Genomic DNA, 15,117 nt, shown 5'->3' with positions numbered 1-15,117 from the left:
TTTTCTTCTCTTTCCATTTGACGGTGTAATTTACAAAAACGTTACAAATTAAATGAAACATTCTTTATGTTGTTTCGTATAAAGTTTAAAGAGAAAAAAGATAGGAGTTTGAATATGACGTTATCAATAAGCCAAGTAACTAAGAAATATCAAGACTTCGTAGCTGTTAACAGTTTGTCCTTTACAATTGAAAAGGGAGAAATATTTGGACTGATCGGTCAGAATGGTGCTGGTAAAACTACAACATTTCGTATGATTTTAGACTTACAGGAAACAACTGAAGGTAGCATTATGTGGAATGGCCAACATATAAATTCCATTAATAGAGATATTCTAGGCTACTTACCTGAAGAACGAGGCATCTTCCCTGCCATGACTGTGGAAGACCAACTATACTTTTTTGGCGAGTTAAGAGGAAAGCTTAAAAAGGATCTAAAAAAAGAAGTAGATTACTGGATTGATCGTTTTGAATTAGACGATAAGCGAAAAGCAAAAGCAGAAACCTTATCCAAAGGAAACCAGCAAAAAGTCCAATTAATCGCAAGCTTTATACATCAACCAGAGTTCCTTATATTAGATGAGCCTTTTAGTGGCTTGGATCCAGTAAATATGGATTTGCTAAAGTCTGCAATTCTAGACCTAAAGCATAAAGGAACAACTATATTATTTTCTAGTCACCAAATGGATAATGTCGAAGAGCTTTGTGACCATTTATGCCTACTAAAACGTGGCGTATCCTTGTTTACTGGAAGTTTACTGGATTTGAAGAAACAATACGGAAAAACGAAGTTAACTATACGTACAGAAATTCCTAAAGAAGTACTAGCAGGACTACATGGTGTACGAGATGTTCAAACGGGCAGAGATCAATACACACTTACACTTGAGGATGAATCGTATGCACAGCCTATTTTTGACTATGTATCTAATGGCAAATACATAGAAAAATTTAGTTTGGATTATTTATCATTAGATGAAATATTCAAAGATAAGGTAGGTGCTAAGCATGTCTAAATTCTGGTTGTTAGTTAAGCAACTTTACGTTCAAAAAGTCAAAGCAAAATCATTTATATTTTCTATCATTTTATATGTGGCGGTGATCAGTGGTGTTATGTTCTGGTCAGACATTAAGGAGGCATTTTTCCAAGAAGACGCTCTACAAATAGCTCTTATTAACGAAACAGATGTGGAAATTGAGGCATTATTTGAGTCGACTAGCGATCTAGAATTTAGCTTTCCAACCGAGGATCTTGAAAAGGTAGAAAAACAAGTAGTTGACGGGGACTTTGCGGCTGTCATTTTCGTGGAAGATCAAGATAATTCACTCACAGCAGAAATTGCCACCTTCGAACCGCTGACATTTAATGATCAGCTAAGCCTTTCTTCTACCCTTCAATACGCAGGGAAAATATATGAAGTGCAGCAGCTAAATTTAACTGCAGAAGAAGCGGATAAAATTCTGCAATCTGAAACTATCATTACGATGAAAAATCTGAATGAACAATCTGTCTCAGGTAAAAGTGAGGATGAGAAAGCTGCTGGAATTGGTGCTTCCTTTTTAGTAGGTTTTCTAATTTATTCATTTGTTATGACCTTCTTATCGATGATTACAACGGATGTTGCTTCCGAAAAAGGTTCGCGCGTTCTTGAAGTTTTACTTGCTAGCGTGAAACCAACTACGCATTTTATGGCGAAATTAACTGGAACGTTTCTTTTAGCGTTAACACAAATTGGGGGATTATTACTCGTTCAAGGATTGTTATTCGCATTTATTGACGGAGGCTCAAAATGGGATGTTGTACAGGAAATTGCCAATGAACTATCTCTTGCATTTATCGGTTATTCAGTAGCCTTTTTATTGATCACAATCATTTTATATTTGATATTGGGTGCATTATTAGGGTCGTTAGTATCCAAAGTAGAGGAATCGAGTCAAGCTATGATGCCAGCGATGATGGTTGGAATTATTGGTTTTTACGTGCTAATCTCTGGAATGGCAAGTCCTGATACGATGCTCATAAAAGTGTTCTCCTATATTCCGTTTACGTCGGGTATGGTCATGCCACTACGAATTGGCGCCACTGACATATCTACATTCGAACCAATTTTGTCCATGGCTATATTAATAGTAACTGTAGTTCTTATGTTCCTACTAAGCTTGTCCTTCTATAAACGAAGTGTACTAACTTATAGTAGTGGAGGAATAATCCAAAAAATTAAGACCGTGCTTAAAGTAACAACATAAGAAAAAAAGTCGTAAAAGCGAAATCTTTTACGACTTTTAGACTGTAGACAAACTCATTTTTAGGTGTATAGAGTTGAATATTAAACTCGGCAAGGCCCACCACTTCGCTTTCCGTGGGCTTGGCTTCAGCCTCCTCGTCACTACGTTCCTGCGGGGTCTTCAGCTCAAGCTATCCCACAGGAGTCTTCGTGGTGAACCTTGCCTTATAAACAGTTCCAATAGAGTAATTAATATCTTACTTTTAATAAGATGAATAAACACCCTTAGGGACATTTATTACTATTCATAACCGTTTATAAAAATACCTTTGTCGTCAAACTGAAAGTCGTAAAAGAGAAATCTTTTACGACTTTTTTATTATGTTAATTCACGTGTAAAAAGTAACGTAATTACATAGACCTATTACCTAATTATCGTCACGTATATGGAAATTTACAGTATTCCTTTGAAATTTCACAAATAAATCTTATTTTTTTATTATTAATATTATTCTTAAATAATCTTATTGACCTACCAATTAAGACGCATATAGTATATAAGTAACAAATAAATATTTTACAGCTCATATTGGAGGAAACTACTATGTCTATTAAGACAAAACTTTATTCTGGCTTTGGTGTTTTAGTCGCTATTCTAATACTAACTTCAGTAATAGCATTCACACAATTAACTAAGGTTGATAATCAATACACTTTTCTTATTGAAGATCGAGTTTACAAACTACTTCAGGTAGATGAAATTTTAAATGCATCATCGCTTCAAGGGTTATACTTGCGTTCATACATTCTTGCCCCCTCCGATGAAACACTTAAAAATTTAGAAGAACAACAAACTCTAATCCATGCAAAAACAGAGGAATTAAAAAAAATTATTAATGTTCCTTCTAATGTAGAACAGCTTCAACTTTTAACCGAAAGTCAACTTAAATTCGAAGAAGCTGCGGAAGAGATACTTTCTGGTTTCGTAGCAACCGATTTAGATTCTGCCACTCAAATATTAGCTGAAAAAGCACGACCTGCTAACGAAGGAATACAAAGCGCAGTAAATACAATCGCAAAATTTCAATCTGGCGAAGTAGATAAAGGAAGCAAAGAGTCCACAGAAGCAGCTAATTTTACAAAAATATTGATAGTAGTTGTTGCTATTATCGCAACTATCTTTGCTATCATAGTTGGAATATTTATTACTTCCTCAATCACTCGTCCAGTTAACCGTTTAGCTTCTGCAGCAGCAATTATTGCAGGAGGCGATCTAAGTCAAGACGACGTTGTTGTTAAAACAAAAGATGAAATCGCTAAGTTAGCTGATTCATTTAACTTAATGAAAAAGAATCTCCATGGTCTTATTGCTAACGTATCAATCAATGTACAACAGACAACTGCAGCTTCAGAAGAGTTAGCAGCAAGTACAGATGAAGTTTCTATTTCTTCTAACGATGTTGCAACGCGTATAGAAACTATGGCTGAAGGTAGTAGTCATTCCGCTGAAATGGGTAGAGAAAGCTCTCTTGCAATGGATGAAACTGCACACGGAGTACAAAGAATTGCTGAAGCGACGCAAAGTCTTCACTCGAAAGCTATTGATACGCAGACTGTTGCAACTGACGGCGAAAAAACATTGAAAACTGCTGAGGAGCAGATGGCAGTTATCCAAAAATCTTCTCGCGAAACAAGCGAACGTATTAAGCAGCTAAGTATTCAATCAGCTGAAATTGAAAGTATTACAAAAGTTATTACAAATATAACCGAACAAACAAATTTATTGGCATTAAATGCAGCTATTGAAGCGGCTCGTGCAGGTGAACATGGTAAAGGATTTGCAGTAGTCGCAGATGAAGTAAGAAAACTTGCGGAGGAATCGAAAAACTCTGCTAGTCAAATTACAGAGTTAACTACTTTGATCCAACAGGATACAAAACTAGTGGAAAATGCAGTTAACATTACTGTACAGAATGTAGATCAAGGAGTTAACTATATTCAAAATGCACAAAGAGCATTTGATAATATTATGGGCTCGATACAAGAAATGTCTTCTCAGATTGAAGAGGTCTCTGCTTCAACTGAGGAAATCTCTGCAAGCACAGAAGAAGTTTCTGCTTCCGTTAATGAAATGTCTTCCGCGGCAACTAATGCAGCTGAACAATCTGAAATGATTGCTGCTGCTGTAGAGGAGCAAACTGCAACTATCCAAGAGATCACTTCCGTTGCGAAGTCTTTAAGTGAAGGTGCAATGGTAGTTCAGGAAGAAATTAATAAATTTAAAATTTAATTAATATACTAAAGACAATCGTTAGGTGTGAAAAACCTGTGTGATTGTCTTTTTTGATACAATTTTCCACCTCTTGCATAAAATAATGGATGAAAGAAGGGATGCATATATGTGTGGAATTACTGGTTGGATTCATTTTCAAAGGGATTTGAGAAACGAATTATCAGCAGTTGCTAAAATGACGGAAACCTTAAAGAAGCGTGGCCCAGATGACGATAATATTTGGAATTCTCCGCACGCCATATTTGGACATCGCCGTTTAACAGTAGTAGATCCAGTCGGCGGAAAGCAACCGATGACTAAAACCTATCATTCTAATGAATATACACTTACGTATAATGGAGAATTATATAATACAGAGGATCTCCGAAGAGAATTATTGAAACGTGGGCATAGCTTCTCTGGTCATTCAGATACAGAGGTATTATTGACCTCCTATATAGAATGGAAGGAAAATTGTGTTGACCATTTTAATGGAATATTCGCATTTGCTATATGGGATGAGTCGGAGCAAAAAGTGTTTATAGCGCGCGATCGCCTTGGAGTGAAACCACTTTTTTATACAGAAAAAAACGGCGGTTTCCTATTTGGTTCTGAGCAAAAGTCGCTCTTTGCCCATCCTGCTATTTCCCCTATCATTAATAGAAATGGTCTAGCCGAAATCATTGGATTAGGTCCATCACGTACCCCTGGTTCTGGCGTGTACCAGGATATACATGAATTACGCCCTGCCCATGCACTCAGTTTAACTCGCAACGGCATTCGGACTTGGCGTTACTGGAATGTAGAAAGCAAGGAACATACAGATTCTTTAGATGAAACTACGGAAAAGGTTCATTCATTAGTAACCGATGCTGTAGAAAGACAACTTGTATCAGACGTTCCCCTTTGTACATTCCTATCTGGAGGTTTGGACTCCAGTATTATCACTTCAATAGCAGCCAAATCCTATTCTCAGGATTCCAAATCCCCACTGCATACGTACTCCATCGACTATCAAGATAATGACCATCATTTTAAAGGTAATACTTTTCAACCTTCAAGCGATCTTCCATGGATACAAAAAGTGACGGACCATTTAGAAACGGACCATCATTTTTCTATTATTACCCAACAAAAACTAGCAGAGTATTTAAGAGAGGCTGTTCACGTAAGGGATCTTCCAGGCATGGCCGATATCGATTCTTCTTTACTATGGTTCTGCCGAGAAATAAAACAGGACTTTACGGTAGGTTTATCTGGAGAATGTGCGGATGAAATATTTGGTGGCTACCCCTGGTTTCACCAAATAGGAAATGCAGAAAAAGGGTTTCCTTGGATACGATCTACTAGTGAACGCTTCCAGTTATTGAATGATAGTTGGCAAGGTAAATTAAATATTGAAGAATATGTACAAAATGCATATGACACTACTTTAGCTGAAACTCCTCTTTTGGAAGGCGAATCAGAAATTGACGCAAAAAGACGCGCATTATTTTATATGAATATGACGTGGTTTATGACGACCTTGTTAGATAGGAAAGATCGTATGAGTATGGGGGCTAGCTTAGAGGTGCGTGTACCCTTTGCGGACCATCGTCTGGTAGAGTATGCATGGAATATTCCATGGGAATACAAGATGGTCGGCAATCAGGAAAAAGGCATATTACGAAAGGCATTTGAAGGCAGTCTGCCATTTGATGTACTTTATCGTAAAAAGAGTCCATACCCAAAAACACATAATCCTGTTTATACAGCTATTGTGAGTAATTTGTTGAAAGAGCAATTACAAGACAAAAACTCTATTCTACACGAACTGTTCCAAAAGCAACGCTTAGCTGACCTTGTCGAATCCAACGGAGAAGCATTTAAAGTACCATGGTTTGGCCAGTTAATGTCTGGACCGCAGCTTCTGGCATACTTGGTACAGATGGATATTTGGTTTAAAGAATGTAATGTTCAACTAGTGGATTAAAAGATACTAACCAAATAGAATGGAATATATTTACCGGCCCCTTGAGTAAGTGCATGATGAAAGCAAGTAAATTAAAAAGGATTTACTCTGTACTAAACAGAGTAAATCCTTTTTAGTTTGAAATTTTACGGAAATAGGCATCTATAAATGGAACTAGATAGTCTATCACAGCTTCATCGGGACTGAGCTTCGGATGATGCAGTCCATATGATGAGTTAACTCCAGCCCAAAATAGCAGGCCTGGTATTTCTTGAAGGAAATAACCAAAGTCTTCACCAGTCATAGCCGCATCACATAAAATGGCATTCGTTGCTGAATGTACTTCCGCATAGGCTAAAAACTCGTTCGCAAGTAGCTCATCATTTTTCACCTGATAGTAGGACGAACCGTAGTCTATCTGAACAGAGCATTCAAAAGCAATTTCTGTCGCTCGACAAAACGACTCGATCTTCTCTTTAATAATCGCCATCGTATCTGCATCCATCGTACGAATAGTTCCCTCTAGCCTAGCGTGACCAGAAATAATATTTTGTACTGTTCCAGAAGTGAACTTCCCAATCGTAAGAACCGCTGGGTCCATAGGATTGATAGAACGACTTACAATCGTTTGTAATTGCAATAATAGTGTAGCTGCTGCAACAGACATATCTCTCGCCTGATGCGGAAATGCCGCATGCCCTTCCTTTCCAATTACATCGATAAATAATTCAGATGTATTAGCAAAAAGTAAACCTGGACGAGTGGCTACTGTTCCAACAGGATATTCAGGTGCTACATGAAAGGCAAATATTTTATCGGGCATTAAAGCCGTTTGTTCTTCTTTTAACCATTCTCGCATTGGAAGTGCACCTCCGGGACTTTCCTCTGCTGGTTGAAATAGAATAACTACATGATCCTTGATAGGGTTTTCTACTAGTTTCCTAAGTAAACCAAGGGCCACCGTCATATGAACGTCATGACCACAAGCATGCATTTTACCAGGATGGCTAGATTCAAATGGAAGTCCAGTCACCTCCGTAATCGGTAGACCATCTATATCCGTCCTCCAACCAATCGTTTGTGTAGGTTCTGTTCCCTCTACTTTTACGACAATCCCTGTTTTCCAAGTAATTATGGTTAGTCTATCTTGTGGAAGCGCACGAATTTGTTCCAATAAATAACTTTGTGTTTTTACTTCTTCAAAACCTAATTCAGGTATGCGATGTAAATCTCTCCGAATATCTTGTAAGGTTTTCATCAGCCACCAACTTACAACTGACGTAATTCTTGCATGATTTCCGTTTTCGATCTTGTTTGATCATCTATTTCTTTAATGACTTTTGCAGGTGCTCCTACAGCTACCGTATATGGAGGGATATCCTTAGTAACTATGGCACCCGCAGCTACAACTGCACCTTTACCAACTCTACATCCTTCAAGAACTACCACGTTCGCGCCAATCATTACGTCATCTTCTATAATTACCGGAGTTGCAGAAGGTGGCTCAATTACTCCTGCTAACACTGCGCCAGCACCAATATGACAATTTTTCCCTACAGTTGCGCGTCCACCTAGAACTGCGCCCATATCAATCATCGTACCTTCACCAATAACTGCACCAATATTAATAAGTGCGCCCATCATAATAACACTATTATCTCCAATACTAACTTGATCTCGAATAATTGCACCTGGCTCGATACGTGCGTTTATCCCCTTTAGGTCCAAAAGTGGAATAGCGGAGTTACGACTTTCATTCTCCACGACTACATCATCAATTTGATTTTTATATTCATTTAAAACGGATTCAATTTCAGACCATTCTCCAAATAATACTAGAGAATTTCCCTCCCCAAAAACTTTTGTATGTTCCCCGAAAGAAATCTGATCTATGCCGTTTCCTTTTATGTATACTTTCACTTGCGTTGATTTTTTAGCGTGTTGAATATATGAAATAATTTCATGTGCATCTAATTGTTTCATTCTCCATACCTCCTCAAATATGTATTCATTCTACAGGAGTTTTTATTAAAAATCACGAATTTAAATACATTTCACGAAATATAATGTAAAATTAATATTTTCAATTAACTCTTTCCATATGTCACTTGTTTCTACCCGTTTTCTAGGCAAATCAGGTAAAAATATGCTATAATTCAATTAACAAATTTGAAGGGACGATGGGTGGACTATGATTATATAATCTTATTTCTTGCATAATATTTGCTGCTTCATGCAGAAAAAAATATTTTATACGCAAACGGAAATAGGATTAGTCTGCCCATTATTCTTACAATACGTACGGTATTCTCTACATAGCACTGAATATGTAGCGTTTTTCGTATATGCTTTATGGTCAGCAACATCCTTCCGTATTATACGGAGGGATTTTTTTATTCCTCTAAAAGGAGTTGTTTGTATGACAATATTAGGAAAATTAAATGATATAAGCATTATTTTTGGCGACGATGTAATCTTAAAGAATGTAAAAGGAGATATACAAGCAGATGTAGTTATTGGAATTGTTGGTGGAAACGGACAAGGTAAGTCTTCGTTACTCACGATTCTTTCCAATGAAGTCCTTCCTACTAGCGGAAGGGTTGAATGGATCGGAACTCCCCCTTCTATAAGCTACTTTCAGCAAGAAGATGAGCACTTTAGTGAAAAAGAAGATGAACTTGATAAGCTAGCCGCTTTAAGTAAATGGACTGTTCCAGAAGGAAGAGAATTTGCACAACTGAGTGGCGGCGAAAAGATGAAAAGAAGATTATCTCGTGCATTCGCAGAGAATTCTCAAGTCTTACTTTTAGATGAACCAACAAATCATTTGGATCAGGAGAGCTTATCCTACTTAAGGAAACAGATTCTCACTTATAATGGCACGATCGTTCTAGTTTCTCACGATCGGTACTTCTTAGATGAGGTAGCGGATTATATTTGGGAAGTTGAAAATAAAAAACTGACGGCATACGCTGGGAACTATTCGACTTATAGGGATAAAAAAGCAGAAAAAATCCTGACACAACAAAGACTTTATGATGCGCAACAATCAAAAATACAGCAAGTGGAAAGGCAAATTACCGAACTGAAAAACTGGTCATCCAAAGCACATGCGGATTCTACCAAGCATGAATTCAACAAGGAGTATTATCGAGTTAAAGCTAAAAAAATGGATGTGCAAATACGCTCCAAAAAGAAAAGGCTAGAACTGGAACTTACTAAAAACACTGTCGATAAACCTGATAAAGAAAAAGATGTGTCTTTTTCCATTGAAGGAAACAAGAAAAAAGGTAAACGCATCATCGAAGCAAAAGGTCTTAGAAAAGAATTTAAAAATAGCACACTCTTCCAACCTACTTCTTTCACCATACAAGCTCAAGAACGCGTAGGGTTATTAGGTTCTAACGGTAGTGGAAAATCAACATTTTTTCGCATGCTATTAGGAGAAGAAAGTTATCAAGGAGATCTTTGGAAAACCGAATCTATGAATATTGGCTATTTACGCCAAACCGTGTTCGACTTACCTGAAAACCTAACACCATTTGAATTTTTTGGACCGACTGACTTTGAGATAAGAGGACTTATCCAAACACTAATGACTAACTTAGGCTTTTCAAAAGAACACTGGATGCGGCCTATATCAACAATGAGTATGGGAGAGCGGGTGAAGCTGAAGCTAATGGAGTTCATGCTCGACCAAAAAGATGTCTTACTATTAGACGAACCAACAAACCATTTAGATCTCCCTTCTCGTGAACAGTTAGAAAAAACACTCTCTACTTTTCCAGGCACTATTTTACTTGTGACACATGACCGATACTTCTTAGAAAAATTAACAAATAAATTGCTGATTTTTGAAAATGAATCGATTCGAAAGGTAGAAATGAACTATAACGAATGGATGCATAGAAACAATGAGTCTTCAATTGAAAAACAACTCTTAACACTAGAAACGGAACGGCAGGCAGTTCTCGGCAAACTCAGTTTCCTAAAAAATAATGCCCCTAAGTATAGTGAACTCGATGTACAATTCAATGAACTAACTAAGAAAATAAACGACTTAAAAAAGAAATAATATAGAAGGCAGCTCCTATCTTGAAGTTACTTTTATTGTATTTGTCGTTTCAAATCACATCTTATCAATTTCCCAGGAAATATGATTATATATGTCCCTCTATTTACTTTCATGGACTATCAACATATAATAATATAAAATCCGATAAGAAAAGTAGGTTTTAAAATGAAAACAATTCCTAAACCACTTGTAATGCTCAACCAATGGACTATTGTTTTATCTGTAATCATTGCTCTTCTAACTCAATCTGCGTGGATATTACTTATTCCGTTAGTTGCCAATTTATCCAGTTTATTAACAGGTTTCCATCCAATTTTAGTTGTAGCCAAAAGGTGGTTCTTGTCTAAACCTGCCTCTCAATATATTCAAGATGATTATGCACAACTAAGATTTAATCAATGGCTGGCAGTTGGTTTCTTGTTAGTAGCTACAATTAGCTACTTTCTAAACTGGTCGTTATTATTTAATATCGCAACTATTATGGTTGGCCTTGCCGCTTCCATTGCAATAGCAGGATTTTGTATTGGTTGTTTCATCCGATTCCAGTTTCAACAGTGGAACTATCGTAGAAAGAAATCGGTAGCTTAAACAGAAGGACAGAAACGCCTAGGTCAGCACCGGAGCTAAACAGACGCTGGCTTTGCTATTAAGAAAAACAGCCTTTCCTTCGAAAATGGAAAGGCTGTTTATTTGTCTTCCAGTCCGAACATTTTTAATATGTTAAATACCTCCACTAACACTAATGAGATCTAAAATCATATTTTTCCTTTGGGACATTTAAAGTATGATTATTGATAATTACTGTATCATTATCCACCCAAGAAATTTCCGCATCTTCTTCTCTATAATTCCAATATATATTTTTGGTTTTCCCATTTTTTTCATTGAAAACGAGTTCTCCACGAACTGCATAGGAAGTAGTAGCTCCCCCGTTTGTAACATAGGCCTTTAACGTGAATTTCCCATCTGGTGATGATTCCTCCACTAAAAATTCTCCTTTCGGTAGACTTTCCATACTAACAAAAAATGTATATAGGAAGATTCCTAATAGTACTAGAATCACCGTAATAGGTATAATTGTTACGAGGAGAATTACTTTTACTTTTCTGTTCATCCTTCTCTCCTTTTCCCATAATAATTAGTTCTTACAATTGAAGTAATAACTAGTAAAATTGCTCCAATGAAAGCTAGAGTAATAACATTATCTATTCCATCTTTGTTTCTAGCGTATTCTCCATCTCTTGTAGCTTGAATATATGTTCCATCGTCCTCCTGTATAGCAATGGCTTCCTCCGAATTTATCCCTTGGATGCTATAATACTTCGTCCCTTTTGGATAGACATTGGAGAAATTCCCAGAATAGGTTCCTTCCCTATCTGAATACTTCGTTACATGACCAATTTCTTTATCTACCTCATCGACTTGTTCATCGGTGATAACATATACGTAGTCATCCCACACAACAAATGCATACGCCCAATCTGCTAAAGACTTATTTGGAAATAAAATTGATATAGAAAGAATAATGACAATAACAATCCGAATTATTATTTTACTATTCAAATAATAACCCCCTCTTCACATTGGACGTATTTGTTAAATTTCTGTTCCATCACTCAAATAAAAAAGCTGATCCAAAGTAGAAAACTACGTTGGATCAGCTTTTTTCACTATTACTCTCCTAAATCTACATTATGGTAGACTTGTTGAACATCTTCTAAATCTTCAATAGCATCAATCATTTTTTCAAATTGCGCTTGAGCGTCTGCATCTAATGCAATATCGTTTTGAGCAAGCATCGTTAGTTCTGCAACTGTAAAGTCTGTAACTCCTGAAGCTCTGAGTGCTTCCTGTACAGCATGGAATTGATCAGGATCCGCATAAACGATTACTGTATCTTCCTCTTCTAAAATATCGCGTGCGTCAACGTCCGCTTCCATCAAAATTTCCAGAACGTCATCAGCCGTTTTTCCTTCTAAACCAATAACGGCTGTTGCATCAAACATATAAGCAACTGAACCACTGACACCCATATTACCACCATTTTTACCAAATGCAGCACGTACATCGGATGCTGTGCGGTTTACGTTATTTGTAAGTGCATCAACGATAACCATTGAACCGCTTGGTCCAAAACCTTCATAACGAAGCTCATCGAAGCTTTCTTCGGATCCACCTTTTGCTTTTTCAATCGCTTTATCAATAATATGCTTAGGCACACTGTATGTTTTTGCACGTTCCAATACTACTTTAAGCGCTTGGTTAGATGTAGGATCAGGCTCACCTTGTCTTGCAGCAACATATATTTCACGACCAAATTTCGCATAAATACGACTAGTATTAGCGTCTTTGGAAGCTTTCTTTTCCTTAATATTATTCCACTTACGACCCATAAGTCCCACTCTCTTTCGCTAAGCTAAGTTTTATACTGTAACATTATACATGAAACCCTTATAAACTAGCAAAATAAATACATTAACTTCCATTAATATACTATTGATTTGGATATAGTTCTTGTATAAATGCTATGGCATTTCTAATCATTTCCTTCAAAACATCTTCATTTATATCATCGACTTTATTTATATACACGCATGATTTTCCCACTGTATACTTTCCCAGTCGTTTAAGTGTTTCATCTCGCGTCGTCTCTCCCGATGCAATATACAAACTATGCTTTGCTTTTCTCGGCGAGAAGCCCACTAAAGGAGCATCCCCTTCGTGACCTGAAGCGTATTTATAATGATAAGTTCCAAAACCTATAATGCTCGGTCCCCACATTTTAGCCTCATAGCCTGAAGTTTGTTCAAAAATTTTTAAAAGCTTGTAAGCATCTTCTCGTTTTTTCGGATGATCGACAGCCTCTATAAATTCAATTACATCAGAATCTGTTTCTTTCATCTTAGCTTCGTATTTAGCCATTTTTTCTATCCCCAATCTATAACTACTTTTTATAATAAGCCCGTGATACGAGGAGTCCAACCACGCCTAGAACTAAAAATAATAATGCCTTAATAGCTACAGAGACAAATGAAATATCGAATAATATAATTTTTGCTAACGTTACAAATAAAATACTGACACCGACGTATTTACCTTGAGGCAACGAAATACGATTAAAGACCATGAATAATATAGCCATGATAATCCATAACGAACTAGTAACGACCCGTTCCATATTGCTTCCACTATCCCCAGAAACTAAGACAGCAATCATGTGCAAGTAGTATAGAAGCATAATTGCAACAAAAGATACGCCGATATTTAAAATAGTTTTATCTTTAAATAGCCTTGTTAACAAATAGATTCCATACCCTGTACCTATTAAAAACACTGTCCAGTGTAGCATTTCCCAGGATACCCAGCCCGTAATAGAAAAAGATAGAACTTTGTAGAAAGCCACGATATAACTAATACTCAAAAGAATAAGGTGTAATATATGTTTGAACTTTTTATAGATGAAAAAGTAGATGAAGATAAATCCAATAATTCCTTCAAATAATAAATTGTCTATTTGAAGTTGCATTATATTAAGCAAAGTAACAGATGCATTTGCGATAAAAATAGGTGCACGAACAGAGTCCTCACGATATACATAATAACAAACCCCATAGATGAGCGTAATAATGGTCATTAAAACCGTTGCTTCGTTATCTGTGAATATTACACGAATCCATATAGCAGTTAAAAGCATAATGGAAAATAGAGTGTATGCTTGTTCTTTTAGCATCTGATTTGTTTTCAAAAGAATAGCCAATAATGCACCATGTTGTACGAATATAGGAAGCATTGCGATCCATTTATATCCATCAGGTACGTTTGTAAAAATAAAGAATACTAATATTGCTACCTGTAAGAAAACAATCGAAATAAAATATAATACCTTGTAGGAATATTTTAAGGCAATCCATAAAAATACCGTAAAAAGAACTGTTTCATATAAAGAAAATAAAGGGATATTCGGTGAAGTACTCTTTATCAAAAATGGAACAAATACGCCCCCTACTATTGCAACAATACCGATCCCTTGCGAGCGGTATTTAAAAGTAAGAAATACCCCTAATGTTATCCACATAAGATTGAGAATAAAAGCTAGGGTTGGTCCAGATATATCATATAGTTGATGCATTGCAAAAGTGGTCAACATTAGGATCGGAATAGAACCAACAAGAAGCATATGCCCTAAATTCTTGCGACCTTTTTTAATTTGCCATATACCTAACACGATTAATACAAAACCAACAATGTACCCAATAATTACTTTTACGATTGGTTGTAAAAAGCCATAATCCGACACTGCTTTGAATCCCCAAATTACTCCCATTATAAATACGACAATAAATAAAGGGGGAAGTATTTTCTGAAAGATTAACACATCCCATTCCACAGGTTCCTTCGTTTGTTCTTGTTGTTGAATGACAGGTCGGTGAGGTGGTGAGGTAGATGGTTTAATATGTATTTGGTCTTCTAAAAATAGAATCCGTTTCTCTAACTGCTCTATCCTCTTTTCAAGAAGTTCGCTCTTCTCCATTCAATCCCTCCTTTTTGAATAATACGTTCTACTCATACTATTAGACAAACATTCAAAATATCCTT

At 36.5% G+C, this 15,117-nt stretch carries 13 protein-coding genes; 6 read left to right on the top strand and 7 right to left on the bottom strand.

Annotated elements, in window-relative coordinates:
* Positions 1 to 114: 114 nt before the first annotated feature.
* The 4 genes from BM260_RS11245 (at position 115) to asnB (ending at position 6,467) form a co-directional block, all read left to right on the top strand.
* Positions 115 to 1,014, top strand: a complete 900-nt coding sequence (locus tag BM260_RS11245; protein WP_093537446.1) for an ABC transporter ATP-binding protein — start codon at positions 115 to 117, stop codon at positions 1,012 to 1,014.
* Positions 1,007 to 2,245, top strand: coding sequence for an ABC transporter permease (locus tag BM260_RS11240; RefSeq protein ID WP_093537445.1), 1,239 nt, complete (start codon positions 1,007 to 1,009; stop codon positions 2,243 to 2,245). The genes BM260_RS11245 and BM260_RS11240 overlap by 8 nt, the downstream gene beginning before the upstream one ends.
* Positions 2,246 to 2,827: 582 nt before the next feature.
* Positions 2,828 to 4,513, top strand: coding sequence for a methyl-accepting chemotaxis protein (locus BM260_RS11235; RefSeq protein ID WP_093537444.1), 1,686 nt, complete (start codon positions 2,828 to 2,830; stop codon positions 4,511 to 4,513).
* Between the two features lie 109 nt (positions 4,514 to 4,622).
* A complete protein-coding gene (asnB, locus tag BM260_RS11230) occupies positions 4,623 to 6,467 on the top strand; it encodes an asparagine synthase (glutamine-hydrolyzing) (protein WP_093537443.1) in 1,845 nt (614 codons plus the stop codon).
* A gap of 112 nt (positions 6,468 to 6,579) precedes the next feature.
* Here the strand turns inward: asnB and BM260_RS11225 are convergent, their stop codons facing one another.
* Together BM260_RS11225 and dapD are read right to left on the bottom strand one after the other, a co-directional pair.
* Entirely contained in the window at positions 6,580 to 7,704 is a 1,125-nt protein-coding gene (locus BM260_RS11225) for an N-acetyldiaminopimelate deacetylase (protein WP_093537442.1), read from the bottom strand.
* An 11-nt stretch (positions 7,705 to 7,715) separates the two neighbouring features.
* On the bottom strand, positions 7,716 to 8,429 hold the full coding sequence (gene dapD, locus BM260_RS11220) for a 2,3,4,5-tetrahydropyridine-2,6-dicarboxylate N-acetyltransferase (protein ID WP_093537441.1): 714 nt from the start codon (positions 8,427 to 8,429) through the stop codon (positions 7,716 to 7,718).
* Positions 8,430 to 8,865: 436 nt separating this feature from the next.
* Between dapD and abc-f the strand changes: the two genes are divergently transcribed.
* A complete protein-coding gene (gene abc-f / locus BM260_RS11215) occupies positions 8,866 to 10,521 on the top strand; it encodes a ribosomal protection-like ABC-F family protein (protein ID WP_093537440.1) in 1,656 nt (551 codons plus the stop codon).
* Between the two features lie 165 nt (positions 10,522 to 10,686).
* Positions 10,687 to 11,109, top strand: a complete 423-nt coding sequence (locus BM260_RS11210) for a DUF4395 domain-containing protein (protein WP_093537439.1) — start codon at positions 10,687 to 10,689, stop codon at positions 11,107 to 11,109.
* Between the two features lie 151 nt (positions 11,110 to 11,260).
* On the opposite strand, the gene BM260_RS11205 is transcribed toward BM260_RS11210, so the two are convergent.
* From BM260_RS11205 to BM260_RS11185, 5 genes are all read right to left on the bottom strand, one after another.
* Positions 11,261 to 11,635: a DUF5412 domain-containing protein gene (locus BM260_RS11205; protein ID WP_093537438.1), complete on the bottom strand. Its 375-nt coding sequence runs from the start codon at positions 11,633 to 11,635 to the stop codon at positions 11,261 to 11,263.
* Positions 11,632 to 12,084 (bottom strand): hypothetical protein, encoded by a 453-nt coding sequence (locus BM260_RS18440; protein WP_175496278.1) that lies wholly within the window; start codon positions 12,082 to 12,084, stop codon positions 11,632 to 11,634. Before BM260_RS18440 ends, BM260_RS11205 begins: the two co-directional genes overlap by 4 nt.
* Positions 12,085 to 12,194: 110 nt before the next feature.
* Positions 12,195 to 12,914, bottom strand: a complete 720-nt coding sequence (locus BM260_RS11195; protein WP_093537437.1) for a YebC/PmpR family DNA-binding transcriptional regulator — start codon at positions 12,912 to 12,914, stop codon at positions 12,195 to 12,197.
* 100 nt (positions 12,915 to 13,014) lie between these two features.
* Complete coding sequence (locus tag BM260_RS11190; protein ID WP_093537436.1) at positions 13,015 to 13,443, bottom strand: DUF1801 domain-containing protein; 429 nt, start codon at positions 13,441 to 13,443, stop codon at positions 13,015 to 13,017.
* A 22-nt stretch (positions 13,444 to 13,465) separates the two neighbouring features.
* Positions 13,466 to 15,052: a DUF2339 domain-containing protein gene (locus tag BM260_RS11185; protein ID WP_093537435.1), complete on the bottom strand. Its 1,587-nt coding sequence runs from the start codon at positions 15,050 to 15,052 to the stop codon at positions 13,466 to 13,468.
* Positions 15,053 to 15,117 lie beyond the last annotated feature (65 nt).

The organism is Psychrobacillus psychrotolerans, assembly GCF_900115805.1.
GTDB lineage: Bacteria > Bacillota > Bacilli > Bacillales_A > Planococcaceae > Psychrobacillus > Psychrobacillus psychrotolerans.
The sequence above is the reverse complement of the archived record's forward strand: the minus strand, read 5'-3'. Positions and strand labels throughout refer to the sequence as shown.

Coding starts and splice junctions, on each gene's coding strand:
- BM260_RS11245 (WP_093537446.1), top strand. CDS start 115: ATGACGTTATCAATAAGCCAAGTAACTAAGAAATATCAAGACTTCGTA.
- BM260_RS11240 (WP_093537445.1), top strand. CDS start 1,007: ATGTCTAAATTCTGGTTGTTAGTTAAGCAACTTTACGTTCAAAAAGTC.
- BM260_RS11235 (WP_093537444.1), top strand. CDS start 2,828: ATGTCTATTAAGACAAAACTTTATTCTGGCTTTGGTGTTTTAGTCGCT.
- asnB (WP_093537443.1), top strand. CDS start 4,623: ATGTGTGGAATTACTGGTTGGATTCATTTTCAAAGGGATTTGAGAAAC.
- BM260_RS11225 (WP_093537442.1), bottom strand. CDS start 7,704: ATGAAAACCTTACAAGATATTCGGAGAGATTTACATCGCATACCTGAA.
- dapD (WP_093537441.1), bottom strand. CDS start 8,429: ATGAAACAATTAGATGCACATGAAATTATTTCATATATTCAACACGCT.
- abc-f (WP_093537440.1), top strand. CDS start 8,866: ATGACAATATTAGGAAAATTAAATGATATAAGCATTATTTTTGGCGAC.
- BM260_RS11210 (WP_093537439.1), top strand. CDS start 10,687: ATGAAAACAATTCCTAAACCACTTGTAATGCTCAACCAATGGACTATT.
- BM260_RS11205 (WP_093537438.1), bottom strand. CDS start 11,635: ATGAACAGAAAAGTAAAAGTAATTCTCCTCGTAACAATTATACCTATT.
- BM260_RS11195 (WP_093537437.1), bottom strand. CDS start 12,914: ATGGGTCGTAAGTGGAATAATATTAAGGAAAAGAAAGCTTCCAAAGAC.
- BM260_RS11190 (WP_093537436.1), bottom strand. CDS start 13,443: ATGGCTAAATACGAAGCTAAGATGAAAGAAACAGATTCTGATGTAATT.
- BM260_RS11185 (WP_093537435.1), bottom strand. CDS start 15,052: ATGGAGAAGAGCGAACTTCTTGAAAAGAGGATAGAGCAGTTAGAGAAA.